24 protein-coding genes are annotated in these 24,957 nt (G+C 60.2%); 22 read left to right on the top strand and 2 right to left on the bottom strand.

Annotation, left to right across the window (positions count from 1 at the left end; all coding sequences use genetic code 11):
- The first annotated feature begins 172 nt into the window (after positions 1–172).
- The 4 genes from ACA071_RS23115 to ACA071_RS23100 are packed head-to-tail and all read left to right on the top strand — an operon-like array spanning position 173 to position 4,531.
- On the top strand, positions 173–643 hold the full coding sequence (locus tag ACA071_RS23115) for a (2Fe-2S)-binding protein (protein WP_497641286.1): 471 nt from the start codon (positions 173–175) through the stop codon (positions 641–643).
- Complete coding sequence (locus ACA071_RS23110; protein WP_497641285.1) at positions 640–2,961, top strand: xanthine dehydrogenase family protein molybdopterin-binding subunit; 2,322 nt, start codon at positions 640–642, stop codon at positions 2,959–2,961. The genes ACA071_RS23115 and ACA071_RS23110 overlap by 4 nt, the downstream gene beginning before the upstream one ends.
- Positions 2,961–3,944 carry an XdhC family protein gene (locus tag ACA071_RS23105; RefSeq protein WP_497641284.1) on the top strand — a complete coding sequence of 328 codons (984 nt, stop codon included), beginning with the start codon at positions 2,961–2,963 and terminating at the stop codon, positions 3,942–3,944. Before ACA071_RS23110 ends, ACA071_RS23105 begins: the two co-directional genes overlap by 1 nt.
- Positions 3,941–4,531, top strand: coding sequence for a nucleotidyltransferase family protein (locus tag ACA071_RS23100; RefSeq protein WP_497641283.1), 591 nt, complete (start codon positions 3,941–3,943; stop codon positions 4,529–4,531). Before ACA071_RS23105 ends, ACA071_RS23100 begins: the two co-directional genes overlap by 4 nt.
- A gap of 177 nt (positions 4,532–4,708) precedes the next feature.
- Here ACA071_RS23100 and rne read toward each other — a convergent pair whose 3' ends face one another.
- Positions 4,709–7,972: a ribonuclease E gene (gene rne, locus ACA071_RS23095; protein ID WP_497641282.1), complete on the bottom strand. Its 3,264-nt coding sequence runs from the start codon at positions 7,970–7,972 to the stop codon at positions 4,709–4,711.
- 702 nt (positions 7,973–8,674) lie between these two features.
- Between rne and rluC the strand changes: the two genes are divergently transcribed.
- The 3 genes from rluC to sppA are packed head-to-tail and all read left to right on the top strand — an operon-like array spanning position 8,675 to position 11,297.
- The gene (gene rluC, locus ACA071_RS23090) at positions 8,675–9,637 is read left to right on the top strand and encodes a 23S rRNA pseudouridine(955/2504/2580) synthase RluC (RefSeq protein ID WP_497641281.1); all 963 of its coding nucleotides are present in this window, start codon (positions 8,675–8,677) and stop codon (positions 9,635–9,637) included.
- Positions 9,624–10,283 carry an HAD-IA family hydrolase gene (locus ACA071_RS23085; protein WP_497641280.1) on the top strand — a complete coding sequence of 220 codons (660 nt, stop codon included), beginning with the start codon at positions 9,624–9,626 and terminating at the stop codon, positions 10,281–10,283. Before rluC ends, ACA071_RS23085 begins: the two co-directional genes overlap by 14 nt.
- A 24-nt stretch (positions 10,284–10,307) precedes the next feature.
- A complete protein-coding gene (sppA, locus tag ACA071_RS23080; protein WP_497641279.1) occupies positions 10,308–11,297 on the top strand; it encodes a signal peptide peptidase SppA in 990 nt (329 codons plus the stop codon).
- A 482-nt stretch (positions 11,298–11,779) separates the two neighbouring features.
- Here the strand turns inward: sppA and ACA071_RS23075 are convergent, their stop codons facing one another.
- The gene (locus tag ACA071_RS23075; protein WP_497641278.1) at positions 11,780–12,358 is read right to left on the bottom strand and encodes a Maf family protein; all 579 of its coding nucleotides are present in this window, start codon (positions 12,356–12,358) and stop codon (positions 11,780–11,782) included.
- 105 nt (positions 12,359–12,463) lie between these two features.
- Between ACA071_RS23075 and ACA071_RS23070 the strand changes: the two genes are divergently transcribed.
- The 15 genes from ACA071_RS23070 to ACA071_RS23000 all read left to right on the top strand — a co-directional run bounded on the left by ACA071_RS23070 (position 12,464) and on the right by ACA071_RS23000 (position 24,772).
- Positions 12,464–12,991 (top strand): YceD family protein, encoded by a 528-nt coding sequence (locus ACA071_RS23070; RefSeq protein WP_497641277.1) that lies wholly within the window; start codon positions 12,464–12,466, stop codon positions 12,989–12,991.
- Between the two features lie 13 nt (positions 12,992–13,004).
- Complete coding sequence (gene rpmF, locus ACA071_RS23065; protein ID WP_008152339.1) at positions 13,005–13,187, top strand: 50S ribosomal protein L32; 183 nt, start codon at positions 13,005–13,007, stop codon at positions 13,185–13,187.
- Positions 13,188–13,191: 4 nt separating this feature from the next.
- On the top strand, positions 13,192–14,202 hold the full coding sequence (plsX, locus tag ACA071_RS23060; protein WP_497641276.1) for a phosphate acyltransferase PlsX: 1,011 nt from the start codon (positions 13,192–13,194) through the stop codon (positions 14,200–14,202).
- 125 nt (positions 14,203–14,327) lie between these two features.
- Positions 14,328–15,266 carry an ACP S-malonyltransferase gene (fabD, locus tag ACA071_RS23055; protein WP_497641275.1) on the top strand — a complete coding sequence of 313 codons (939 nt, stop codon included), beginning with the start codon at positions 14,328–14,330 and terminating at the stop codon, positions 15,264–15,266.
- A 16-nt stretch (positions 15,267–15,282) separates the two neighbouring features.
- Entirely contained in the window at positions 15,283–16,026 is a 744-nt protein-coding gene (gene fabG, locus ACA071_RS23050; protein WP_169373617.1) for a 3-oxoacyl-ACP reductase FabG, read from the top strand.
- Between the two features lie 191 nt (positions 16,027–16,217).
- Positions 16,218–16,454, top strand: coding sequence for an acyl carrier protein (acpP, locus tag ACA071_RS23045; protein WP_003442511.1), 237 nt, complete (start codon positions 16,218–16,220; stop codon positions 16,452–16,454).
- Between the two features lie 108 nt (positions 16,455–16,562).
- Positions 16,563–17,807: a beta-ketoacyl-ACP synthase II gene (gene fabF, locus ACA071_RS23040; protein ID WP_497641274.1), complete on the top strand. Its 1,245-nt coding sequence runs from the start codon at positions 16,563–16,565 to the stop codon at positions 17,805–17,807.
- Entirely contained in the window at positions 17,807–18,622 is an 816-nt protein-coding gene (gene pabC, locus ACA071_RS23035) for an aminodeoxychorismate lyase (protein ID WP_497641273.1), read from the top strand. Before fabF ends, pabC begins: the two co-directional genes overlap by 1 nt.
- 3 nt (positions 18,623–18,625) lie before the next feature.
- A complete protein-coding gene (mltG, locus tag ACA071_RS23030; protein WP_497641272.1) occupies positions 18,626–19,861 on the top strand; it encodes an endolytic transglycosylase MltG in 1,236 nt (411 codons plus the stop codon).
- A 19-nt stretch (positions 19,862–19,880) separates the two neighbouring features.
- Entirely contained in the window at positions 19,881–20,513 is a 633-nt protein-coding gene (tmk, locus tag ACA071_RS23025; RefSeq protein WP_497641271.1) for a dTMP kinase, read from the top strand.
- Complete coding sequence (locus ACA071_RS23020; RefSeq protein ID WP_497641270.1) at positions 20,506–21,492, top strand: DNA polymerase III subunit delta'; 987 nt, start codon at positions 20,506–20,508, stop codon at positions 21,490–21,492. Before tmk ends, ACA071_RS23020 begins: the two co-directional genes overlap by 8 nt.
- Positions 21,493–21,524: 32 nt before the next feature.
- Positions 21,525–21,881 carry a PilZ domain-containing protein gene (locus ACA071_RS23015; protein WP_497641269.1) on the top strand — a complete coding sequence of 119 codons (357 nt, stop codon included), beginning with the start codon at positions 21,525–21,527 and terminating at the stop codon, positions 21,879–21,881.
- A gap of 15 nt (positions 21,882–21,896) precedes the next feature.
- Positions 21,897–22,682: a TatD family hydrolase gene (locus tag ACA071_RS23010; RefSeq protein WP_497641268.1), complete on the top strand. Its 786-nt coding sequence runs from the start codon at positions 21,897–21,899 to the stop codon at positions 22,680–22,682.
- Positions 22,683–23,024: 342 nt separating this feature from the next.
- The gene (locus tag ACA071_RS23005) at positions 23,025–23,663 is read left to right on the top strand and encodes a TetR/AcrR family transcriptional regulator (protein ID WP_133838378.1); all 639 of its coding nucleotides are present in this window, start codon (positions 23,025–23,027) and stop codon (positions 23,661–23,663) included.
- Between the two features lie 140 nt (positions 23,664–23,803).
- On the top strand, positions 23,804–24,772 hold the full coding sequence (locus ACA071_RS23000; RefSeq protein ID WP_497641267.1) for a GTP 3',8-cyclase MoaA: 969 nt from the start codon (positions 23,804–23,806) through the stop codon (positions 24,770–24,772).
- The last annotated feature ends 185 nt before the right edge of the window (positions 24,773–24,957 follow it).

Below are 24,957 nucleotides of genomic sequence, written 5' to 3'. Positions count from 1 at the left end.
GGGTTAACTTAGCCCCCTAACGATGCAAGCTTTGCTCCACCAAAGGCCCGATGCAGACGCTGTCGTCCGCGTAAGAGAGCCCATTAGCCTGAGCCGATCTGCGTGAACCCACCGCTAACCCCTGGCGGCAGATTGCTCGACCCCATAACCCTGACCATATGCGGGCGTGCCCATGATTACCCTGAAACTCAATGGCCAAGACCATCAACTCGATGTAACCGAGGATATGCCGCTGCTCTGGGCAATCCGCGATGTCGCCGGTTACAACGGCACCAAATTCGGCTGCGGCATGGGTCTGTGCGGCGCCTGCACCATCCATATCGACGGTTTGCCGGCCCGTAGCTGCATCACGCCGATCGGCTCGGTGGTCGGCCAGAACGTCAGCACCATCGATAACCTGCACGCCGATCCGGTCGGGCAAATCGTCCAGCAAGCCTGGCTCGATACTGCCGTAGCGCAGTGTGGTTTTTGTCAGGGTGGGCAAATCATGTCGGCCACTGCGTTGCTCAAGACCAATCCCAATCCGAGTGACGAGCAGATCGAAGAAGCGATGGTCGGCAACATCTGCCGCTGCGGCACCTACAACCGAATCAAGACCGCCATTCGCCAGGCGTCCACGCACTTGAAGGAGGCCAAGGCATGAGCCAGCTCCCGAATGATTTCGCCCTGAGCAATTTCAGTCGTCGCGGTTTCCTCAAAGGCGTCGGTGCCACCAGTGCGCTGGTGCTCGCCGCAAGTTGGGGCTGGCAGGACGCTTTCGCCGAAGACAAACCGAAGAAGTTCGGCGCCGACGGTATGCCCAACGGCTGGATCGATGATCCGAAGGTCTACGTCAGCATCGCCGCTGACGGCACGGTGACCGTGGTCTGCAACCGTTCGGAAATGGGCCAGGGCGTGCGCACCAGCCTGAGCATGGTGGTGGCCGATGAACTCGACGCCGATTGGGCGTTGGTCAAGGTGCAGCAGGCGCCGGGTGATGAAGTGCGTTTCGGCAACCAGGACACCGACGGTTCGCGCAGCATGCGCCACTGGTATGAGCCGATGCGCCGTTGCGGTGCCGCCGCACGGACGATGCTGGAACAGGCCGCGGCCGAGCAGTGGAAAGTCCCTGTTGGCGAATGCCACGCGAAATTGCACAAGGTCATTCACCTGCCGACCGGTCGCGAACTGGGTTACGGCGCGTTGGCCGCCGCTGCCGGTGCGTTGGCGGTGCCGGCCCGCGACAGCCTGCGGCTCAAGCAGCCGTCGGAATTTCGCTACATCGGCAAGGAGGGCGTACGCGCCATCGACGGTGCCGACATCGTCAACGGTCGTGCGGTCTACGGCGCTGATGTGCATTTCGATGGCATGCTCTATGCCACGATTGCCCGTCCTGCGGTGTATGGCGGCAAGGTCAAGTCCTTGGATGACAGCGCGGCGCTGAAGGTCCCCGGCGTGATCAAGGTCTTGCAGATTGAAGGCCGTCCGTTGCCATCTGAGTTCCAGCCTTTGGGCGGCGTCGCCGTGGTGGCGAGCAATACCTGGGCCGCGATTAAGGGCCGCGAAGCGCTAAAGATCGAATGGGATGACGGCCCCAACGCCAGTTACGACTCGATTGCCTATCGCAAGGAACTGGAAGCCGCCTCGCTCAAACCGGGCAAAGTGGTGCGCAATACTGGTGATATCGACAAGGCCTTGGGCAGCGCCAGCAGCACCCTCGAAGCGTCCTACTATCTGCCGCACCTGGCGCAGGCGCCAATGGAACCGATGGTCGCCATCGCCCGCTTCAAGGATGGCGTGTGTGAAGCCTGGGCCCCAAGCCAGGCGCCACAAGTCACCCGCGAGCGGATTGGCGAACGTCTCGGCCTGCCATTCGATAACGTCACGTTCAACGTCACCTTGCTCGGTGGTGGTTTCGGGCGTAAATCCAAGCCGGACTTCGTCATCGAAGCGGCGATCCTCGCCAAGGAATTCCCCGGCAAGGCAGTGCGCGTGCAGTGGACTCGTGAAGACGATATTCACTGTTCCTACTTCCACACCGTGTCCGCCGAGTACCTGAAGGCCAGCCTCGACAAGGACGGCATGCCGTCGGGTTGGCTGCACCGCACCGTGGCGCCGAGCATCACCGCGCTGTTCGCGCCGGGCATGAACCATGAGGCGGCGTTCGAGTTAGGCATGGGCTTCACCAACATGGCTTACGCGATCCCCAACGTGCGCCTGGAAAACCCGGAAGCGACGGTGCACACCCGGGTCGGCTGGTATCGCTCGGTGTCGAACATCCCCCACGGGTTTGCGATTCAGACGTTCGTTGATGAATTGGCCCACAAGGCCAAGCAGGATCCGCTGAAGTATCAGATCAAATTGCTCGGTCCGGACCGTCAGATCGATCCACGGACCTTGAGTGAAGAGTGGAACTACGGCGAATCCCCCGAGCGTTATCCGATCGACACCGCGCGGATGCGCACGGTGCTGGAAACCGCCGCCAAGGCTGCCGGTTGGGGGCGCACGCTGCCGAAGGGTCGAGGCCTGGGGCTGGCGGTGCATTACAGCTTCGTCACCTATGTCGCAGCGGTGATTGAGGTCGAAGTCAAAGACGACGGCACCTTGATCGTGCACAAGGCTGACATCGCCGTGGATTGCGGTCCGCAGATCAACCCCGAGCGGATTCGTTCGCAGTTTGAAGGCGCCTGCGTCATGGGCTTGGGCAACGCGGTGCTTGGCGAAATCAGCTTCAAGGACGGCAAGGTCCAGCAGGACAACTTTCACATGTACGAAGTGGCGCGCATGTCCCTGGCGCCGAAAGAAGTCGCCGTGCATTTGGTCACGCCGCCGGGCGAGGTGCCGTTGGGTGGGGTCGGTGAGCCGGGCGTGCCACCGATTGCGCCGGCGCTGTGCAACGCGATCTTTGCCGCCACCGGCAAACGCATCCGCAGCCTGCCGGTTCGTTATCAACTGCAGGGTTGGCAGAAGGCCGACGCCTGATGGACAGCGTCGATCTGAACGTCCTGCGCAGCGTGCTCGAATGGCGCCGCGCCGGTCAGCGGGTGGTGTTGTACAGCGTGGTCCAGACCTGGGGCACCGCGCCCCGGGCGCCTGGCGCCATGTTGGCCTTGCGTGAAGACGGCGTGGTGATCGGCTCGGTGTCGGGCGGTTGCGTCGAGGACGATCTGATTGCCAGGTTGCACGATGGTCGTATCCCGGCCGACGGGCCGCCCGTGCAGTTGATCACTTATGGCGTCACTCGCGAGGAGGCGGCACGTTTCGGTTTGCCTTGCGGCGGCACGTTGCGCCTGACTGAGGAACGCGTCGGCGATCCGGAGTGGGTCGCCGAGTTGCTGGCACGCTGCGAGGCCCATGAAATCGTCTCTCGCTCGCTGGATCTGGCGACCGGTGAAGTGGTGTTGCATCCGGCGAACAAGAACGATGTGCTGAGTTTTGACGGCAATACCCTGCGCGCCATTTACGGCCCGCGCTGGCGTTTGTTGCTGATCGGCGCCGGACAACTGTCACGCTATGTCGCGGAAATGGCCCGGCTGCTGGACTTCGAAGTGCTGATCTGCGATCCGCGCACCGAATTCGTCTACGGCTGGGAAGAACAGCACGGTCGCTTCGTGCCAGGGATGCCCGATGAAGCCGTGCTGACCATCCAGACCGACGAACGCACCGCCATCGTTGCCCTGACCCACGATCCACGGCTGGACGACATGGCGCTCCTCACCGCCCTCGACTCCAGGGCGTTTTACGTTGGTGCGCTGGGCTCGCGGGTCAACAGCCTGAAACGCCGGGACAATCTGGCTCAGCTAGGCTTGTCAGAACAGGCCATCGAGCGGCTGCACGGCCCGATCGGTCTGCATATCGGCAGCCACACCCCGGCGGAAATCGCCTTGTCGCTGCTGGCCGAAATCGTGGCGATCAAGAACGGCGTCGAACTCAAGCAGAAGAAGCCGTTGCGGGAGGACGTATGAGCGAGCCCATCGGTGTCATCGTGCTGGCGGCGGGGCAGGGCAGTCGGTTTCGACAGGTAGCGGGTGTCGAAAAGGACAAGTTGCTGGCCGACTGTGCCGGTCGTGACGGCGCCGTGCGTTCGGTGATTGAGCAGGTACTGGTGAATCTGCCGGCCAGCCTTGAGAAGCGCGTGCTGGTGACCACCGAGGATCGCCCGCAGGTGATTCGCATGGCTCAGGCTTATGGCTGCGAGATTGTACTGATCGAGTCCACCGGCATGGGTGACAGCATTGCTGCGGGTGTTGCTGCCTGTTCGCAGCTGGATGGCTGGCTGATTGTGCTGGGGGATATGCCGTTCATCCTGCCGCCGAGTATTGAACGGGTGGTGGCGGGGATTGCCGATGATTGCATCAGCGTGCCGGTGCACGAGGGCGAGTTCGGGCACCCGGTCGGGTTCGGACGCAGCTTTGGTCTGGGGTTGATGGGGTTGTCTGGAGATCGTGGAGCCAAACCCTTGTTTGCGCAGGCGAGGGTGGTTGAAGTCGCGGTGGAGGATCCGGGCGTGCTGTGGGATGTGGACGTGCCTGAGAAGTTGGTCTACTCGTAATGATCGTTCCCACGCTCTGCGTGGGAATGCAGCCTGGGACGCTCCGCGTCCCATAAGAAGCCGAACGCGGAGCGTCCGTAGAGGCATTCCCACGCAGAGCGTGGGAACGATCGGAAATCCAATGTAAAAAAAGCCCCGCCTGGATCACCAGGCGGGGCTTTTTAGTGGCCGATGGAATCAGACGAGGGGTTTAGGCTCGTGCTCTTTTTCCAGGGCTTGTTCGTGTTGCTGTACCGCATCCTGAACGGAGCGTGGTGCTTCGTCGATCACGGACTCAACCGGCTCGGCAGCGGCTTCAGCAACCGGGGCAGGAGCTGCCTCGACGACTTCAGCAACAACCGGTGCTGGCTCGGCTACAGCCGGAGCAGCAGCGGCAGCCTGTTCGGCTTCTTTCTGCAGACGCTCGGCTTCACGCTTGCGACGACGCACTTCACGCGGGTCGTTCGGCGCGCGGCCGTTTTCGGTCAGGGCGCTGGCTGGGGCGGCTTCGACCTCCGGTGCAGCCACTTCGGCTACAACAGGGGCTTCGACGACCGGAGCAGGCTCGGCGGCGGCAACCACTGGCTCGGAGACCATCGCTTCAGCAACCGGGGCTTCAGCGACTGGCGCTGGCGCTTCGATGACTGGCTCGGCGGCTACCGGCTCGGCAACCCAGTTGAACGCGGTTTGCTCTTCACGAACTTCGCGAACCGCTTCGGTCACGGTTTCGGTGATCGTTTCGACAACCGGTTCTGCGGCAACCACTGGCTCAGCAACGAAAGCAGGCTCGGCGGCAACTTGAACTTCAGGCTGTGCTTCACGAACCGGCGCTACTTCAACTTCCGGAGCGGCTGTGGCTTCTACCGGGGTAGTCGCTTCAACGACCGGCGCTTCTACCGGTGCAGTTTCCTGCACGGCAGCGGTGGCGCGTTCGGCTTGCTCGTTAGCCTGGGCTTCAGCCGGGGCGCTGATCACGGTGCTGGCAACGGCGGCGGTAACTGCCAGGCCGGCGGCCAGATCGGCAGCGCTTGGTGCTTCGCCGTTTTCGTTGGTTTCGCTACCTTCGGCGGACTCGGATTCTTCCGAACCTTCGATCACGTTGCCGTTGGCATCACGTTGACGCTCACGACGGTTGCTGCGACGACGCTGGCCACGGGAGCGGCGGCGTGGACGATCGCCTTCGGCGCCTTCCTGACCTTCTTCCTGTTGCTCTTCGTTGGTCAGCAGCTCTTCTTCCGCGACAGCGGCAACAGCCTGCTCGGCACGTGGCTGACGTTCTTCACGCGGTGGGCGTGGAGCGCGTTCTTCGCGTGGCTGACGGGCTGGACGCTCTTCAGTGGTTGCGGCAACGGCAACGGCAGCGTCTGCAACAGCGGGCTCGGCATCCAGTGGTTCACGCAGTTCACGTACCGGACGCTCTTCGCGGTCGCCACGTGGCTTGCGATCTTCGCGTGGAGCGCGCGGTGCACGTTCTTCACGAGGGGCGCGTGGTGCGCGTTCTTCGCGAGCAACTACTGGAGTGGTGGTCTCTTCACGGGCTTCGCGTGGTTGACGCTCTTCGCGTGGCTCACGTGGTGCGCGTTCTTCACGCGGTGCACGTTCCTCACGAGGCTTGCGCTCTTCATCGCGGCGACCGTTACGGTTGCGGCTCTGTTGACGACCGTTGCGACGCTCTTCGTTACGGGCCGGACGCTCGGTGGTCGCTGGTTTTTCAACCACAACCGGAGCGGCTGGCTCTTCTTTGGTAGCGAACAGGCTGACCAGCGACTTCACCAGGCCTTTGAACAGGCTTGGCTCTGGCACGGCAACCGGAGCAGCAACAGGTGCGGCAGCGACGACTTCGGTCGGGACCGGAGCGTTGGCGCGGGCCGGTGCAGTCTTGACCGCGGCTTCCTGGCGAACCAGGGTGCGGGTCGCGGCGGCTGGCTGGACTTCTTCCACTTCGGCAGCGGCAGCAGCGATTTCGTAGCTGGACTGGTTGATGTGGGCTTCCGGGCTGTCATCGCGCAGACGCTGAACTTCGAAGTGCGGCGTTTCGAGGTGATCGTTCGGCAGAATGACGATGCGGGCACGGGTACGCAGTTCGATCTTGGTGATCGAGTTGCGTTTTTCGTTGAGCAGGAACGCGGCTACCGGGATCGGCACTTGTGCGCGAACTTCGGCGGTGCGGTCTTTCAGGGCTTCTTCTTCGATCAGGCGCAGGATCGCCAGCGACAGCGATTCAACATCACGGATGATGCCGGTGCCGTTGCAACGCGGGCAAACGATGCCGCTGCTTTCGCCGAGCGATGGACGCAGGCGCTGACGGGACATTTCCAGCAGGCCGAAGCGCGAGATGCGACCGACTTGCACGCGAGCGCGGTCGGCTTCCAGGCATTCGCGGACTTTCTCTTCCACGGCGCGCTGGTTCTTGGCTGGGGTCATGTCGATGAAGTCGATGACGATCAGGCCGCCGATGTCGCGCAAGCGCAACTGACGGGCGATTTCTTCGGCGGCTTCAAGGTTAGTCTGCAGGGCGGTTTCTTCGATGTCGCTGCCTTTGGTGGCGCGCGCCGAGTTGATGTCGATGGACACCAGGGCTTCGGTCGGATCGATGACGATGGAACCGCCGGAAGGCAGTTCAACGACGCGCTGGAATGCGGTCTCGATCTGGCTTTCGATCTGGAAACGGTTGAACAGCGGAACGCTGTCTTCGTACAGCTTGATCTTGCTGGCGTACTGCGGCATCACCTGGCGAATGAAGGTCAGGGCTTCGTCCTGGGCTTCAACGCTGTCGATCAGCACTTCGCCGATGTCCTGGCGCAGGTAATCGCGGATGGCGCGGATGATCACGTTGCTTTCCTGGTAGATCAGGAATGGCGCGGAGCGATCCAGCGAGGCTTCTTTGATAGCGGTCCACAGTTGCAGCAGGTAGTCGAGGTCCCACTGCATTTCTTCGCTGCTGCGGCCCAAGCCGGCAGTGCGCACGATCAGACCCATGTCGGCCGGGGCAACCAGACCGTTCAGGGCTTCACGCAGTTCGTTGCGCTCTTCACCTTCGATTCGACGGGAGATACCGCCGGCACGCGGGTTGTTCGGCATCAGAACGAGGTAACGACCGGCCAGGCTGATGAAGGTGGTCAGGGCTGCGCCCTTGTTGCCACGTTCTTCTTTTTCGACCTGAACGATGACTTCCTGGCCTTCGGTCAGGACGTCTTTGATGTTGACGCGGCCTTCGGGGGCTTTCTTGAAGTATTCGCGGGAGATTTCTTTGAGGGGCAGGAAGCCGTGGCGCTCGGAGCCGAAATCGACAAAGGCAGCCTCAAGGCTTGGTTCGATGCGAGTAATCCGGCCTTTATAGATGTTGGCCTTCTTCTGCTCGCGTGCACCGGATTCGATGTCCAGGTCGTAGAGGCGTTGGCCATCTACCAGTGCAACACGCAACTCTTCGGGTTGAGTTGCGTTAATCAGCATTCTTTTCATGTAGTACCGTCGGTTTCCGGGCTGCCGGAAACGGCGTTCGGCACACACGACTTCTCACGGTCGGTGTCAGGTGCGTCAGGAGTGTGGTTGGACACTCCAGTGTCTAGCGATGGCGGCCAATGTGGGCCGGCGTCGCGACGTACGCGTCCTGCTTGCTGTGGCTACTTAAGCACTCAGTCAGGAGGAGGAATCAACCAGCGGCTGTGGACGAGATGAAGCGTCTTGATAAAGCCTATTGCTACACAGTCCAGCGGTTGTGCATCTCCACCCTACACGTATCCCTGATAATTCGGGTGCTGCCGCGCGCAGAATCCGCAGCGGGTTGGCATTTACCGTGAGCTCCGAAAGGGGAGGTCACGCATCATGGCTAATTTAGGCGTTGTTTCCGAAGCGTTCGCTCGGGGTCATTCGCAGCTGACTGCACTTTGTGAACTGGCCATGAATATTGGCGAGCAAGGCGAGTGAAAACTCTGCTTTGCGGCTTGATTCAGGCCTCATGTCACCTGCGCTCGTTACACCTGCAAACTCCACCGTTACGTAGCGAAAGCCCCGTAGGACGGCCTCGCGTCCTGGTGAATTGCGTTGGTCAGGGCCGGTTTTTGACCGTTAGTCCGCTGTCCAGGCCGCTTTTGGCGGCGTTCGCGACTATAGCAGCAATGATTAAGTGCTTCAATTCCATAAAAAATTGTTATCATCCGCGCCATGACGACTACTGCCCCTTCGACCCCAGCCGTACAACTGCTGGAGGTCTCGCCGGAATATGCCGGCCAACGTATTGATAACTTCCTTCTCGCTCGGCTCAAAGGCGTGCCCAAGACCTTGATTTATCGCATTTTGCGTAAAGGTGAAGTGCGGGTGAACAAGGGTCGGATCAAGCCCGAATATAAGCTGCAGGCGGGCGATATCGTGCGCGTGCCGCCGGTTCGCGTGCCTGAGCGCGATGAGCCGGTACCGCTGGCACAAGGCCTGCTCCAGCGCCTCGAAGCCTCGATTATCTTCGAGGACAAGGCGCTGATCGTGATCAACAAGCCTTGCGGCATCGCGGTTCACGGCGGCAGCGGCTTGACTTACGGCGTGATCGAAGCCTTTCGTCAGTTGCGTCCCGATTGCAAGGAGCTCGAACTGGTTCACCGGCTCGACCGTGACACCTCCGGCCTGCTGATGATCGCCAAAAAGCGCAGCATGCTGCGTCACTTGCACACAGCATTGCGCGGCGATGGCATCGATAAGCGCTATATGGCGCTGGTTCGCGGCAACTGGGCGGCCTCGATCAAGCAAGTCCGTGCGCCGCTGGGCAAGAGCAATCTGCGCTCCGGTGAGCGGATGGTCGAAGTTGACGAGGAGGAGGGCAAGGAGTCTGTGACCGTGTTCAAGGTCCTGCGTCGTTTCGGCGACTTTGCCACCCTGATCGAAGCCAAGCCGATCACCGGCCGGACTCACCAGATTCGCGTCCACACCTTGCACGCCGGGCACTGCATCGCCGGCGACACCAAGTACGGCGATGACGATTTCAGTAAAGAAATTCGTGACCTGGGCGGCAAGCGTCTGTTCCTTCACGCCTACATGCTGACCGTGCCGTTGCCGGATGGTGGCGAGCTGAAATTGCAGGCGCCGGTGGATGAGATGTGGGCCAAGACCGTGGAGCGCCTGAGTGCACCCCTCTGATTACAAACTGTTGATTTTCGATTGGGACGGCACACTGGCCGATTCCATTGGTCGGATTGTTGAGGCAATGCATGTCGCGTCCGAGCGCTCCGGTTTTCAATTGTGCGATGACTTTGCCGTCAAAGGCATTATCGGCCTGGGCTTACCCGAGGCGATTCGCACCTTGTACCCGGAAATCGGCGACGACGAGCTGATAGCGTTCCGTCAGCACTATGCCGATCACTACATCGCCGCGGAGGCGGTGCCTTCGCCGCTGTTCGAAGGCGTTGTCGAGTCGATGGCAGCGTTTCGCGATGAGGGTTATCACTTGGCGGTCGCTACCGGCAAGGCTCGTCGCGGGCTGGATCGGGTGCTTAAGGCGCACGGCTGGGAAGACTATTTCGATATCACCCGTGCGGCGGATGAAACTGCCAGCAAGCCTCACCCTCTGATGCTGGAAGAGATCCTTGTCCATTGTGGCGTTTCTGCGCAGCAGGCGCTGATGGTCGGGGATTCGTCCTTTGATCTGCAAATGGCGCGCAACGCTGGCATGGATTCGGTCGCGGTGAGTTACGGTGCCCAATCCATCGAGGCGTTGAAACTGTTCGAGCCGAAGCTGGCCATTGATCGTTTTTCAGAATTGCATGCCTGGCTCAATCAGGCCTAATACGTTTTTGCTGGGGTAGATGGCATGACCGACGAATGGAAAGCGCCTGCCAAGGCTGGCGCTGATGGCGGTGACGAGAAGAGTTGGAAGCTGTTGGAGAAGACCCTGCTGGCCGGTGTGCAGGAGCAGCGCCGCTCACGCCGTTGGGGGATTTTCTTCAAGCTGTTGACTTTTGTGTACCTGTTTGCGGCGCTGCTGCTGTTTACGCCGCTGATGGACATGGAAAAGAGCGCGACCCGCAGCTCCAACTACACCGCGTTGATCGACGTCAATGGCGTGATCGCCGACAAGGAATCCGCCAGCGCCGACAACATTGTTGGCAGTCTGCGTGCAGCCTTCGAAGATGAGAAGGTCAAGGGTGTGATCCTGCGCATCAACAGCCCGGGCGGCAGTCCGGTGCAGTCGGGTTACGTGTACGACGAAATCAAACGCCTGCGCGGTCTGCACCCGGATACCAAGGTATATGCAGTGATTTCCGATCTGGGCGCTTCCGGCGCCTATTACATCGCCAGTGCGGCCGATCAGATCTACGCCGACAAGGCGAGCCTGGTGGGTTCCATTGGTGTGACGGCGGCCGGTTACGGTTTTGTCGGGACCATGGAGAAGCTCGGCGTTGAGCGTCGTACCTACACCTCGGGTGAGCACAAGTCGTTCCTTGATCCGTTCCAGCCGCAGAAGGCTGAGGAGACTCAGTTCTGGCAGGGTGTGCTCGACACTACGCATCAGCAGTTCATCAACAGCGTGAAGAAGGGGCGCGGCGATCGGCTCAAGGACAAAGAGCATCCGGAGTTGTTCTCCGGGCTGGTCTGGTCCGGTGAACAGGCGCTGCCGCTGGGGCTGATCGATGGCCTGGGCAATGCCAGTTCGGTCGCCCGTGACGTGATCGGCGAGAAAGAGTTGGTGGACTTCACCATTCAGGAATCGACGTTTGATCGTTTCTCGAAGAAGCTCGGTGCCAGCGTCGCCGAGCAATTGGCGATGTGGATGGGGTTTAACGGCCCGTCGTTGCGCTGATTCTGTCGTGACATAAAAAACCGGCTTTCGTGGCCGGTTTTTTGTGCGCGCAACCCTGTAGCGGCTGGCGAAGCCTGCGTTCGGCTGCGCAGCAGTCGCAAAACCTGAGCGCGCGGTATTCCTGAAGCAATGCGCCGCCTGATTCCACGACTGCTTCGCAGCCGAACGCAGGCTTCGCCAGCTGCTACAGGGGGTGGTCAGGGAATTCGCACACCCTCAACCAGCAACATATCAATCAGGTAGAGCCTGAGCGCGCGGTATTCCTGAAGCAATGCGCCGCCTGATTCCACGACTGCTTCGCAGCCGAACGCAGGCTTCGCCAGCTGCTACAGGGGGTGGTCAGGGAATTCGCACACCCTCAACCAGCAACATATCAATCAGGTAGAGCCTGAGCGCGCGGTATTCCTGAAGTAATGCGCCGCCTGATTCCACGACTGCTTCGCAGCCGAACGCAGGCTTCGCCAGCTGCTACAGGTGGGGGCTCAGGGGATCTGGATTCCTTCCGCCAAGAGCATGTCGATCAAGCGAATCAGTGGCAGGCCGATCAGGCTGGTGGCGTCAGGGCCTTCGGTGCTTTGAAACAGGCTCACCCCCAAACCTTCCGCCTTGAAGCTGCCAGCGCAGTCGTAGGGCTGTTCTGCGCGCAGGTAACGTTCGATGCGCGCCTGATCGAGAGTTCGCATGTGCACGGTGAACGGCACGCAGTCGACCTGGCAGTGGCCGGTCTGGCTGTTGAGCAGGGCCAGGCCGGTCAGGAAGGTCACACTGGCACCGCTGGAGGCCAGCAGTTGTTCACGGGCCTTTTCGAACGTGTGGGGTTTGCCGATAATGCGCTCGCCGAGCACCGCGACCTGATCGGAGCCGATGATCAGATGAGCGGGGTGGCTGTCGGCCAGTGCGCGTGCTTTCTCTTCGGCGAGGCGCTTGACCAGATTAATCGCGGACTCGTCCGGACGATGGCTTTCATCGATGTCCGGCGAGCTGCAGGTAAATTCAAGCTGCAGGCGGGCTAGCAATTCCCGGCGATAAACCGAGCTTGAAGCGAGTAATAAAGGCAGCATGCGCATCTCCAAAAGGCAGGGGCGAATTCTAGCGAGGCTTCCAAGTGACGGACAGGGCTGAATTTCCTTTGACATGGCTGGGTGCATCCCTATAATGCTGCGCCTATGTTGAATGACCCGATTCCACCTCACGTTGACCCGCGCAAATTGGCTGATCGTGGCACCACCCTTCAAGGTGAAATGCTGCTGGCCGATTTGGAGAGACTCTGCGACCCGCTTTCCGACACTGTCGGTACGGTGCAGGCTAAATTCGTTTTTGAACGAGATGAACGTAAATCTGTGGTAATCCACAGCTTTATCGACACCGAAGTCAAAATGGTTTGCCAGCGTTGTCTTGAGCTGGTCACCCTGCCGATCCACAGCGAATGCAGTTATGCTGTGGTGAAAGAGGGTGCGAATACCCAGTCGTTGCCGAAAGGTTATGACGTGCTGGAACTGGGCGAAGATCCATTGGATCTGCAGTCACTGATCGAGGAGGAGCTTCTGCTCGCCTTGCCCATTGTGCCTGCTCATCATCCGGAAGAATGCCAGCAGCCGGCGGGTCTCGATGAGCCCGAACCGAGCGAGGACGAGTCAACGCGGTCCAACCCGTTCAGTGTATTGGCGCAGTTAAAGCGTGACCCAAACGTTTAGGAGTTAATCAATTATGGCTGTTCAGCAGAACAAAAAATCCCGCTCTGCCCGTGACATGCGTCGTTCGCACGATGCCCTGACGGCAAGCACTCTGTCTGTAGAAAAAACCACCGGTGAAATTCACCTGCGTCACCACGTATCGCCAGAAGGCGTTTACCGTGGCCGTAAAGTGATCGACAAGGGCGCTGACGAGTAATCACTTGTCTGCTCAAGTCATCGCGATTGACGCAATGGGCGGGGACTTCGGTCCCCGCAGCATTGTTCAGGCCAGCCTTGCTTGCCTGTCTGCTACACCCTCGCTGCACCTGACCCTCGTCGGTCAACCCTCCCTTTTAGAAGAGCTGCTCTCCGGTCATTCGGCTGTGGATCGCGCGCGCCTGTCGATTACGCCGGCGTCCGAAGTTATCACCATGGACGAAAAACCTGCCCAGGCCTTGCGCGGCAAGCCTGACTCGTCAATGCGCGTGGCCCTTGAGTTGTTGCGTGATGGCAAGGTCCAGGCCTGTGTCAGCGCCGGCAACACCGGTGCGCTGATGGCTCTGTCGCGGTTTGTGCTCAAGACCTTGCCGGGCATTGACCGGCCGGCGATGATCGCGGCCATTCCGACCCAGAAGGGCTATTGCCAGTTGCTCGACCTCGGTGCCAACGTCGATTGCAGTGCCGAGCACTTGTTGCAGTTCGCGATCATGGGCTCGGTGGCGGCGGAAACCCTGGGTGTCGTTCGCCCGCGGGTGGCGTTGCTAAACATCGGTACTGAAGACATCAAGGGCAATCAGCAGGTCAAGCTGGCCGCGACCTTGTTGCAGAGCGCCCGGGGCATCAACTACATCGGTTTTGTCGAAGGTGACGGTTTGTACCGCGGCGAGGCGGACGTGGTGGTGTGTGACGGTTTTGTCGGCAATATCCTGCTCAAGTCCAGCGAAGGCCTGGCGACCATGATTGCCGGGCGTATCGAAGCCTTGTTCAAGAAGAACGTCGCCTCGCGGATGGTCGGTGCTTTGGCGCTGCCGCTGATGAAGCGCTTGCAGGCGGACCTGGCGCCGGCGCGGCACAACGGCGCGAGCTTTCTCGGCTTGCAGGGGATTGTGGTGAAAAGCCACGGTTCGGCCGGGGTGCAGGGTTTCCAGAGTGCGATCCAGCGCGCCCTGATCGAGATCCAGGAAAACCTCCCGGAGCGGCTTCACGGTCGTCTGGAGGATTTGTTGCCTTAGGCGTTTTCGTCGGACAATGCTTAAATGTGACCGCTCAGTTCAATTGGCCATCCAACTGTCAGCTTCTTGCGTCCCCCAAGCGGGACGTCAATTCTCCGACGACAAGATCATTAGGGGCTTGTTACATGTCTGCTTCCCTCGCATTCGTCTTTCCAGGACAGGGTTCGCAGTCCCTCGGCATGCTGGCCGAGTTGGGCGCGCAACATCCGGTGGTCCTCGAAACATTCAAAGAAGCTTCCGATGCTCTGGGTTACGACCTGTGGGCACTGACCCAGCAAGGGCCGGAAGAACAACTCAATCAAACCGATAAAACCCAGCCGGCCATTCTGACCGCCTCGATCGCCTTGTGGCGCCTGTGGCTGGCGGAAGGCGGTGCGCGTCCGGCTTATGTGGCCGGTCACAGCCTGGGCGAATACAGCGCCCTGGTGGCGGCAGGCAGCCTGAGTCTGGGCGACGCGGTGAAACTGGTCGAACGTCGTGGTCAGTTGATGCAGGAAGCCGTTCCGGCCGGGCAGGGCGGCATGGCCGCTATCCTCGGCCTGGAAGATGCTGACGTGCTGGCGGCCTGTGCAGAAGCGGCGCAGGGCGAAGTGGTCAGTGCGGTCAACTTCAATTCTCCCGGCCAGGTCGTTATCGCCGGTGCCAAGGCGGCGGTCGAACGTGCCATCGAAGGCTGCAAGGCCCGTGGTGCCAAGCGCGCCTTGCCGTTGCCGGTCAGCGTGCCATCCCACTGTGAACTGATGCGTCCGGCGGCCGAGCGCTTTGCCGAGTCCATCGCGGCCATTGACTGGCAGGTCCCGCAGGTCCCGGTGGTGCAGAACGTCAGCGCCAATGTGCCGGCCGATCTGGATACCCTCAAGCGCGATCTGCTTGAGCAGCTCTACAAGCCTGTGCGCTGGGTCGAATCGGTCCAGGCGCTTGCGGCCAAGGGCGCGACCCAGCTGGTCGAATGCGGTCCGGGCAAGGTGCTTGCCGGTCTGAACAAACGCTGCGCCGAAGGCGTGTCGACATCCAACCTCAATACCCCAGACGCTTTCGCTGCCGCTCGCGCAGCGCTGGCCTGAATCAGGAGAAACTTGCATGAGTCTGCAAGGTAAAGTTGCACTGGTCACCGGCGCGAGCCGCGGTATCGGCCAGGCCATCGCCCTGGAATTGGGTCGTCAGGGCGCCATCGTCATTGGCACCGCGACCTCCGCCTCGGGTGCCGAGCGCATCGCTGCTACCCTGAAAGAAAACGCTATTCAAGGCACTGGCCTGGAACTCAATGTCACCAGCGACGAATCGGTTGCAGCGGTGCTGGCAAGCATCACCGCGCAGTTCGGCGCCCCGGCAATTCTGGTCAATAATGCTGGTATCACCCGCGATAATCTGATGATGCGCATGAAAGACGACGAATGGAACGACGTCATCGATACCAACCTGAACAGTCTGTTTCGCCTGTCCAAGGGGGTTTTGCGCGGCATGACCAAGGCCCGTTGGGGACGAATTATCAGTATTGGTTCGGTTGTGGGTGCCATGGGCAACGCAGGCCAAGTAAACTACGCTGCCGCCAAGGCCGGTCTGGAAGGTTTCAGTCGCGCACTGGCGCGTGAAGTCGGTTCGCGTTCGATTACGGTAAACTCGGTGGCCCCAGGGTTCATCGATACTGATATGACCCGCGAGCTGCCTGAAGCGCAGCGTGAATCCTTGGCGACACAGATTCCGCTGGGCCGTCTGGGGCAAGCTCAAGAGATCGCGTCTGTGGTCGCTTTTCTTGCATCCGACGGTGCGGCTTACGTTACTGGGGCTACAATCCCGGTGAACGGCGGGATGTACATGAGTTAAATGTGACGGATTGCTTCAAAAAAATGTCATACGAGCTGTCTAAAATCCGTTATAAAGCTGCAATCTATTTATAGGCAGAGGGTCCCTGGGTTTGAGGAGTGAAGCTTTCAGTTGAAAAACTGAAAAGTCTTTCTATACACTTACCCACTGGCCAGCTGCCTGAATTTGTCCATTAGGAGTGAAAACAAGGTATGAGCACCATCGAAGAGCGCGTCAAGAAAATCGTTGCTGAGCAACTGGGCGTTAAAGAAGAAGAAGTGGTCAACACTGCTTCCTTCGTTGAAGACCTGGGTGCCGACTCCCTTGACACCGTTGAGCTGGTGATGGCTCTGGAAGAGGAATTCGAGACCGAAATCCCTGACGAAGAAGCTGAGAAGATCACTACTGTACAAGCTGCAATCGATTACGTTACTAACCATCAGGCTTAATAGCTTGTAATCGCTGCTTGCTGTCATGGAAAAACCGCACTGCCATTACGGCGTGCGGTTTTTTCTTTAGGCCTGATGCAAAGTCGTCATTTGAAAAAGGAGAGTGCTGTGTCGCGTAGACGCGTCGTAGTCACCGGTATGGGTATGTTGTCGCCACTGGGCACGGATGTGCCGAGCAGTTGGCAGGGCATTCTGGCTGGCCGCAGTGGCATTGGTCTGATCGAACACACCGACCTTTCTGCCTATTCCACCCGCTTTGGCGGCTCGGTAAAGGGCTTCAATGTCGAGGAATACCTGTCGGTCAAGGAAGCTCGAAAGCTCGACCTGTTCATTCAATACGGTCTGGCCGCAGGGTTTCAGGCTGTGCGTAATTCCGGTCTGGAAGTCACTGACGCCAACCGTGAGCGCATCGGCGTGGCCATGGGTTCGGGTATTGGCGGTCTGACCAATATCGAAGAAACCAGCCGCACGCTGCATGACTCCGGCCCTCGTCGAATTTCACCGTTCTTCGTGCCTGGCTCGATCATCAATATGATTTCCGGTTTCCTGTCCATCCACTTGGGTGCGCAGGGACCTAACTACGCCATCGCCACCGCGTGTACCACCGGTACGCACTGCATCGGCATGGCGGCTCGCAACATCATGTACGACGAAGCCGACGTGATGATTGCCGGCGGCGCCGAGATGGCCGCTTGCGGCCTGGGCATGGGCGGCTTTGGTGCCTCCCGTGCACTGTCGACCCGCAACGACGAGCCAACCCGCGCCAGCCGTCCATGGGACAAGGGCCGTGATGGCTTCGTTCTGTCCGATGGCGCCGGTGCGCTGGTGCTTGAAGAGCTGGAACACGCCAAGGCCCGCGGCGCGACCATCTATGCCGAGCTGATCGGCTTCGGCACCAGTGGCGATGCCTACCACATGACTTCGCCTCCCGCCGACGGCGCCGGTGCTGCACGCTGCATCACCAATGCCCTGCGCGACGCCAAGATCAATGGCGACCAGGTCCAGTACATCAACGCCCACGGCACTTCGACCTCGGCCGGCGACCTCGCCGAAGCCTGTGCGATCAAGTCGGTGTTCGGCGATCACGCTTACAAAATGGCGGTCAGTTCGACCAAGTCCATGACCGGTCACCTGTTGGGTGCGGCGGGCGCGGTCGAGGCGATCTTCAGTGTGCTGGCGATCAACAGCCAAGTGGCACCGCCGACCATCAACCTCGATGAGCCGGATGAAGGTTGCGACCTCGACTTCGTGCCGCACACCGCGCGCAACATGGATATCGATGTGGTGCTGTCCAATTCCTTCGGGTTTGGCGGGACCAACGGCTCGCTGGTGTTCCGCCGGTTCGCTGACTGATGGACAGCTGGGTCGACGGTCAGCCGGCTGACGCTCTGTCGCTGAAGGATCGCGGCCTGGCTTACGGTGATGGTCTATTCGAGACCATCGCTGTGCGAGGCGGGCAACCGTTGTTGCTGGATCGGCATCTGTCGCGTCTGGCGCAGGGTTGTTCACGCCTGGCGATCACTGCCAATCATTCCTTGATCCGCAGCGAATTGTTGGCCTATGCCACTGCACTGGGCGAGGGCGTGCTCAAGCTCATCCTCACCCGTGGTGACGGTTTGCGCGGTTATGCTCCCGACCCTTCGGCCCAGGCCCGGCGTATTTTGCAAGGCAATCCTCCTGCGGCTTATCCCGTTGTTCATAGCGAACAGGGGGTTCGGTTGTTCCCGTGCACCACGCGATTGTCCAATCAACCGTTGCTCGCCGGCCTCAAGCATTTGAATCGCCTGGAGCAGGTCATCGCCCGGGCCGAGTGGCAAGACACCGAGCACGCCGAAGGTCTGATGCTCGATCGGGTCGGTCGGGTGATTGAAGGCGTCTTCAGCAACTTGTTCCTGGTTCGCGACGGTGTGCTGATCACCGCCGATCTCAAGCGTTGCGGCGTGGCCGGCGTGATGCGTGCCGAATTATTGTTTCAGGCTGAGTCATTGGGGATCCCCACGCACATCACCGACATCAGCCTCGATCAGCTGCAATGGGCCGATGAAGTCTTCGTCTGCAACAGCGTGTATGGCGTTTGGCCGGTGCGCGCCTATGCAGCACTGAGCTGGTCGGTTGGCCCGCTCACCCGTAAACTCCAAACCCTTGCCCGCGCGCTACTGGATGCTTGATACGTGAGACGTAAATTCTTGCTGCTGCTGGAAACCGGACTGGTTCTGGCGGGGCTGCTAATGGCCGCTTCGGCCTGGAAAATCCATTCGGCGCTGGAACAACCGCTGAACATCACCCAGGAAGAACTGCTGGAAGTGCCCAAGGGCACAACACCGACCCGCACCTTCTATCGACTCGAAGCCGATGGCGTCATCAAAGACGCCTTCTGGTTGCGCGTCTATTGGCGCTTCAACCTCGCCAGCACACCGATTCACAGCGGTGAGTACCGCATGCTGCCCGGCATGACCGTCGACGGTCTGATCGATCTGTGGAAACGCGGCGAAGTGGTGCAGTACAGCGTGACCCTGGTCGAAGGCTGGAATTTCCGGCAGGTCCGCGCCGCCCTGGCCAAGGATGACAAGCTCAAGCAAACCCTGAACGGCCTGAGCGACACACAAGTGATGGACAAGATCGGCCATACCGGGATTTTCCCTGAGGGCCGCTTCTTTCCGGACACTTACAGCTTCGTGCGTGGCATGACCGACGCCGAGCTGCTGAAAAAAGCTTATGAGCGCCTCGATGAAGTGCTCGCCAAGGAATGGGACAAGCGCGCCGCTGATGCACCGTACACCGAACCCTATCAGGCGCTGATCATGGCCTCGCTGGTGGAGAAGGAAACCGGCGTGCCACAGGAGCGCGGGCAGATTGCTGGCGTATTCGTGCGGCGGATGGCGATCGGCATGATGTTGCAGACCGATCCGACGGTGATCTACGGCCTGGGTGATCGCTACACCGGCAAGTTGACCCGCGCCCACCTCAAGGAAGCGACGCCGTACAACACCTATATGATTTCCGGATTGCCGCCAACCCCGATAGCCATGGTCGGCCGCGAAGCGATCCATGCGGCGCTGAACCCGGTGGCCGGCAACAGTTTGTATTTTGTCGCTCGCGGCGACGGCAGCCATGTGTTCTCCGATGACCTGGATGCACACAATTCGGCAGTGCGCGAGTTCCAGCTCAAGCGCCGCACCGATTACCGCTCCAGCCCGGCACCGGCGAACGCGCCCGTGACGCCGGAGGCCGAGACACCGACTCCCGCGGCTTCCCCCGATACCGTGCCTGAAGCGGTGCCGCAGGTGCCGGCGCAAGAGCCGGCTCCCGCACCGGAACCGACGACCGCGCCTGAATCTGTACCGCCAACGCCGGCGCAAGAACCCGCGCCCGCACCGGATGCAGCCGCGCCGCAAAGCTCGCAATGACTCTGATTAAGGACTGCCTGTGACTGGCTTGTTTATTACCCTGGAAGGCCCGGAAGGCGCCGGCAAGAGCACCAACCGCGAATACCTGGCCGAGCGCCTGCGCGCCGCCGGTATCGAAGTGTTGCTGACCCGCGAGCCGGGCGGCACGCCGTTGGCCGAGCGGATCCGCGAAGTGCTGCTGGCCCCGGTGGACGAAGTCATGAACCCCGACACCGAGCTGTTGCTGGTGTTTGCCGCGCGAGCCCAGCATCTGGCCGAGGTGATTCGCCCGGCGCTGGCTCGTGGTGCGGTGGTCTTGTGCGATCGCTTCACCGATTCGACTTACGCCTATCAGGGCGGCGGTCGCGGTTTGTCGCTGGAGCGCATCGCGACCCTGGAAGCCTTCGTTCAGGGTGACTTGCGCCCTGACTTGACACTGATTTTCGATCTGCCGGTAGAAGTCGGTCTGGCTCGCGCCAGTGCTCGCGGTCGGCTGGATCGTTTCGAGCTAGAAGGCCGGGCCTTTTTCGATGCGGTGCGCAGTGCCTTTCTCAAGCGCGCTGAGGCGGATCCCGCACGTTATGTGCTGGTCGATGCTGCCCAGCCGCTGCCGCAGGTCCAGCGGTCGCTGGATGCGTTGCTCCCGCGCTTGCTGGAGTTGACCCGTGGCTGAGGCCTATCCGTGGCAGGACGAGCTCTGGCAGCAACTGGCGGGGCGTAAACAGCACGCTCACGCCTATTTGCTGCATGGCCCGGCCGGGATTGGCAAGCGTGCGTTGGCCGAGCGGTTGATGGCGCATTTGTTGTGTCAGCGTCCGACCGCGCAGGATGCTTGCGGCGGGTGCAAATCCTGCCTGCTGCTCAAGGCTGGCAGCCACCCCGACAACTACATCCTGGAGCCGGAAGAGGCGGACAAGGCAATCAAGGTCGATCAGGTTCGTGACTTGGTCAGCTTTGTGGTCCAGACCGCACAGATGGGCGGGCGCAAAGTGGTGCTGATCGAGCCGGTGGAGTCGATGAACGTCAACGCCGCCAACGCCTTGCTCAAAAGCCTTGAAGAACCGTCCGGCGATACCGTGTTGCTGCTGGTCAGCCACCAGACCAGCCGTCTGCTGCCGACGATCAAGAGCCGCTGCCAGCAGCAGGCTTGCCCGTTGCCCAGCGAGGCCATGAGCCTGGCGTGGTTGGCGACGGCGTTGCCGGATTGCTCTCAAGAAGAACGCATCGAATTGCTGACCTTGGCCGCTGGCTCGCCATTGGCCGCGGTCAAGTTGCAGAACCAGGGTGTACGCGAACAGCGCGGGCTGGTGGTCGAAGGCGTGAAGCAGTTGCTCAAGCAACAGAAATCACCGACCCAGTTGGCCGAAGAATGGAAATCCATCCCGCAGTTGCTGCTGTTCGATTGGTTCTGCGATTGGTCGAGCTTGATCCTGCGCTATCAGTTGACTCAGGATGAAGAAGGCCTCGGCCTGACGGACATGCGCAAGGTCATTCAATACCTGGCGCAGAAGTCCGCGCAGGGCAAAGTGCTGAATATTCAGGACTGGATCCTCGCCCAGCGTCAGAAGGTGATGAGCAAGGCCAACCTGAATCCGGCGCTATTGCTTGAGGCGTTGCTGGTGCAATGGGTGTCTTTGCCTGGCCAGAAGTGACTAGACTCTGAGCATCAGCCGTGGAGGTCAGCATGAATGAACCCGTCAATACCGGGCCGCGCAACGGCATTTTGTCCCTGACCATCAAGGACAAGTCCGTGCTTTATGCGGCCTACATGCCGTTTATCAAGAACGGTGGCCTGTTTATCCCGACCAACAAAAGCTACAGGTTGGGCGATGAGGTGTTCATGTTGCTGAACCTGATGGACGATGCGGAAAAAATTCCGGTCGCCGGCAAGGTCACATGGATCACCCCCAAAGGCGCTCAGGGCAACCGGGCTGCCGGGGTTGGCGTGCAGTTCAACGAGGGTGACAACACCGCTCGCAGTCGAATCGAAACCCATCTGGCCGGAGCCCTGAAATCCGACCGTCCCACTCATACGATGTAAGTTGCAGCCCTTTTTATGCTCGTAGATTCCCATTGCCACCTTGATCGCCTCGACCTCGCCGCCCACAACGGCTCTCTGGATGCCGCACTCGATGCGGCCCGGCAACGCGGGGTGGGGCACTTTTTGTGTATCGGCGTCAGCGTCGACAACGCCGCCGATGTCAAAGCCCTGGCCGAGCGTTATGACGACGTCGATTGTTCGGTAGGTGTGCATCCGCTGGATGTGCAGCCCGGTGCCGCGCCCGCGCTGGATTGGCTGTTACAAGAACTGAATCACCCTCGGGTGGTGGCGATTGGTGAAACCGGCCTGGATTATCACTACGAGCCGGAAGCCGCCGAGTTGCAGCAGGAGTCATTCCGCCTGCACCTGCAAGCCGCCCGGCAGACCGGCAAACCGGTAATCATTCACACCCGTGGCGCTCGCGCCGATACTCTGAATCTGTTGCGCGAAGCCGCACTCCCGCAAGCCGGCGTGCTGCATTGCTTCACCGAAGACTGGGACATGGCCAAGGCCGCGCTGGACATGGGTTATTACATTTCCCTGTCCGGAATTGTCACGTTCCGCAATGCCGATGCGTTGCGTGATGTCGCGAGTAAAGTACCGGCCGACCGTTTGCTGGTGGAAACCGACTCGCCGTACCTAGCGCCGATCCCTTATCGCGGCAAACCGAACCTGCCGCAATATGTGCGGGAAGTGGCAGAGTTTCTGGCGATGCTGCGGGGGGAATCCTATGAGCGGTTTGCCGAGCAGACCACCGAGAACTTCAAGCGTTTGTTCCCGTTGGCGCATGTGAAAGGTTAAATCGCAGGCAAAAAAAACCCGGGTTCTGGGGGGTGAATCCGGGTTAAGACCATTAGGAGTAAAACAAAGGTACGCGGTCCGTTGGTACCTATATCGACGCGACACTTGGGGGAGATGCCCCGCCGACAGTTCAAGTATTGATCAGTATTGCGCCGAGTCCAGTTTAGCCGCCCCGGTTTTTAAACAATTTTGGAATACGGGCGCTTCGGAAGAGTTCTCATCAACCGGTGACCTTGCGTGAAATGATCAAGAAACGCAGATATGGTCGGATGATCCGTGCATTTTGGCGCAAGTTAGGCATAATACGCGGCTTCGAATTTTGACCCCTACAGACCTTTTCTTATGCATAAAGAACCTCGTAAGGTCCGTGAGTTTCGTCGCCGCGAGCAAGAAATTCTCGATACCGCGCTCAAGCTGTTCCTCGAACTGGGTGAAGACAGTGTCACCGTCGAGATGATTGCTGATGCCGTCGGTATCGGCAAAGGCACGATCTACAAGCACTTCAAATCCAAGGCGGAGATCTACCTGCGCCTGATGCTCGATTACGAGCGCGATTTGAACGAGCTGTTGCATTCGGCCGATGTCGACAAGGACAAGGAAGCCCTGTCCCGGGCCTACTTCGAATTCCGCATGCGCGACCCGCAACGCTATCGCTTGTTCGATCGCCTCGAAGAAAAGGTGGTCAAGGGCAACCAGGTGCCGGAGATGGTCGAGGAACTGCACAAGATCCGCGCCTCGAACTTCGAACGCCTGACCCTGCTGATCAAGGGCCGGATCAGCGAAGGCAAGCTCGAAGACGTGCCGCCATACTTCCATTACTGCGCGTCCTGGGCGCTGGTGCATGGCGCCGTGGCGCTGTATCACTCGCCGTTCTGGAGCAATGTGCTGGAAGATCAGGAAGGCTTCTTCCAGTTCCTGATGGACATCGGCGTGCGCATGGGCAACAAGCGCAAGCGCGACACCGACACGCCTAGCAGCTGAGCCATTCACTGGCCTTATCGCGCCATGATTTTGCTACATGGCGCAGTACCGCAGGAATATACTCAGGCTTAGGTATTGCTAAAACTTGATTTGTGAGTCAAGTTTTAGCGGTCCCGAAACTTCTTCTGCCGGAGTGCTCCATGATCGTTGATCGTCAAGGCAGGCGTTTTCGCAATTTGCGGATCAGCCTGACTTCAGCCTGCAATTACGCGTGTACCTATTGCGTGCCTAACGGCAAGCGGCTGGTGGCTGCGCAGGATGAATTGTCGGCCGAGGCCATGGCGCGTGGCGTGGCGTATCTGATCGAAGCCGCCGGTATCGAGCGGTTGCGCATCACCGGTGGCGAGCCGCTGGTCAGCCCCAAACTCGAAGCTTTCATGAGCGCCGTCGGCCAGATGGGCCTTGAGGACATCAGCCTGACCACCAATGGTCAGTTGCTGGCGAAAAAACTGCCGCTGCTGGTGGATGCCGGTATCCGGCGCATCAACGTTTCCCTCGATACCCTGGACGCCAGTGCATTTCGCAGCATTGCCCGCGGTGGCGACTTGGCTACCGTGCTCGATGGCATGGACCAGGCCTCGGCGACCGGCATGAAGATCAAGGTCAACATGGTGCCGTTGCGCGGGCAGAATCTCGATCAGGTGATGCCGCTGCTCGATTACTGTCTGGAGCGTGGCTATGAGTTGCGCTTTATCGAGTTGATGCGCATGGGTCATCTGGCCAGCGACAACAACGCCTTCCTGCAGCAGTTCGTCAGCCTTCAGCAGTTGCTGAGCCTGATTGGCGAGCGCTATGAATACCTGCAAGCCGACGCCCCGGTGGATGCCACGGCGGTGCGCTACGAAATCCCGGGGCAGGGCCACTTCGGCGTGATCGCCAACGAAAGTGTGCCGTTCTGCCGGACGTGTTCGCGGCTACGGCTGTCGTCCACCGGTTGGCTACATGGCTGCCTGTCATCGAGTAATCGCCACTATGTCGGCGACTTACTGGATAAGCCGCGTCATCAGGCGCTGCCGGCCTTGCAGCGGCTGTTGGTGAAGGCTCTGGGGGACAAGCAGGAAGTGGCGTTCTCCGGTGGCGCGACCATCATGAAAATCATCGGCGGCTGACAAGTCCTCATCGCGGGCAAGCCATGCTCCTACAGGATTGATGGTGTCCGCACATTTGCGTACGACACAAACCTGTAGGAGCAAGGCTTGCCCGCGATTGCGTTCTATAAGTCGACGATAATCCTGAGCTGGCGCGGAAGCTGCATCCAACGCCCATTCGCCGGTTTTCCGTCACCGGCTTCTGG

Source organism: Pseudomonas sp. LBUM1646 (assembly GCF_059716165.1).
This window is presented reverse-complemented; position numbering and strand designations above follow the sequence as displayed.

What these genes read in the sequence shown, in the direction of transcription:
- fabG (WP_169373617.1), top strand. Translation starts at nt 15,283, where the DNA reads ATGAGTCTGCAAGGTAAAGTTGCACTGGTCACCGGCGCGAGCCGCGGT.
- rne (WP_497641282.1), bottom strand. Translation starts at nt 7,972, where the DNA reads ATGAAAAGAATGCTGATTAACGCAACTCAACCCGAAGAGTTGCGTGTT.
- ACA071_RS23105 (WP_497641284.1), top strand. Translation starts at nt 2,961, where the DNA reads ATGGACAGCGTCGATCTGAACGTCCTGCGCAGCGTGCTCGAATGGCGC.
- ACA071_RS23000 (WP_497641267.1), top strand. Translation starts at nt 23,804, where the DNA reads ATGATCGTTGATCGTCAAGGCAGGCGTTTTCGCAATTTGCGGATCAGC.
- ACA071_RS23115 (WP_497641286.1), top strand. Translation starts at nt 173, where the DNA reads ATGATTACCCTGAAACTCAATGGCCAAGACCATCAACTCGATGTAACC.
- ACA071_RS23005 (WP_133838378.1), top strand. Translation starts at nt 23,025, where the DNA reads ATGCATAAAGAACCTCGTAAGGTCCGTGAGTTTCGTCGCCGCGAGCAA.
- ACA071_RS23015 (WP_497641269.1), top strand. Translation starts at nt 21,525, where the DNA reads ATGAATGAACCCGTCAATACCGGGCCGCGCAACGGCATTTTGTCCCTG.
- pabC (WP_497641273.1), top strand. Translation starts at nt 17,807, where the DNA reads ATGGACAGCTGGGTCGACGGTCAGCCGGCTGACGCTCTGTCGCTGAAG.
- ACA071_RS23070 (WP_497641277.1), top strand. Translation starts at nt 12,464, where the DNA reads ATGTTGAATGACCCGATTCCACCTCACGTTGACCCGCGCAAATTGGCT.
- sppA (WP_497641279.1), top strand. Translation starts at nt 10,308, where the DNA reads ATGACCGACGAATGGAAAGCGCCTGCCAAGGCTGGCGCTGATGGCGGT.
- ACA071_RS23110 (WP_497641285.1), top strand. Translation starts at nt 640, where the DNA reads ATGAGCCAGCTCCCGAATGATTTCGCCCTGAGCAATTTCAGTCGTCGC.
- rluC (WP_497641281.1), top strand. Translation starts at nt 8,675, where the DNA reads ATGACGACTACTGCCCCTTCGACCCCAGCCGTACAACTGCTGGAGGTC.
- ACA071_RS23075 (WP_497641278.1), bottom strand. Translation starts at nt 12,358, where the DNA reads ATGCTGCCTTTATTACTCGCTTCAAGCTCGGTTTATCGCCGGGAATTG.
- acpP (WP_003442511.1), top strand. Translation starts at nt 16,218, where the DNA reads ATGAGCACCATCGAAGAGCGCGTCAAGAAAATCGTTGCTGAGCAACTG.
- ACA071_RS23010 (WP_497641268.1), top strand. Translation starts at nt 21,897, where the DNA reads ATGCTCGTAGATTCCCATTGCCACCTTGATCGCCTCGACCTCGCCGCC.
- fabD (WP_497641275.1), top strand. Translation starts at nt 14,328, where the DNA reads ATGTCTGCTTCCCTCGCATTCGTCTTTCCAGGACAGGGTTCGCAGTCC.
- rpmF (WP_008152339.1), top strand. Translation starts at nt 13,005, where the DNA reads ATGGCTGTTCAGCAGAACAAAAAATCCCGCTCTGCCCGTGACATGCGT.
- ACA071_RS23100 (WP_497641283.1), top strand. Translation starts at nt 3,941, where the DNA reads ATGAGCGAGCCCATCGGTGTCATCGTGCTGGCGGCGGGGCAGGGCAGT.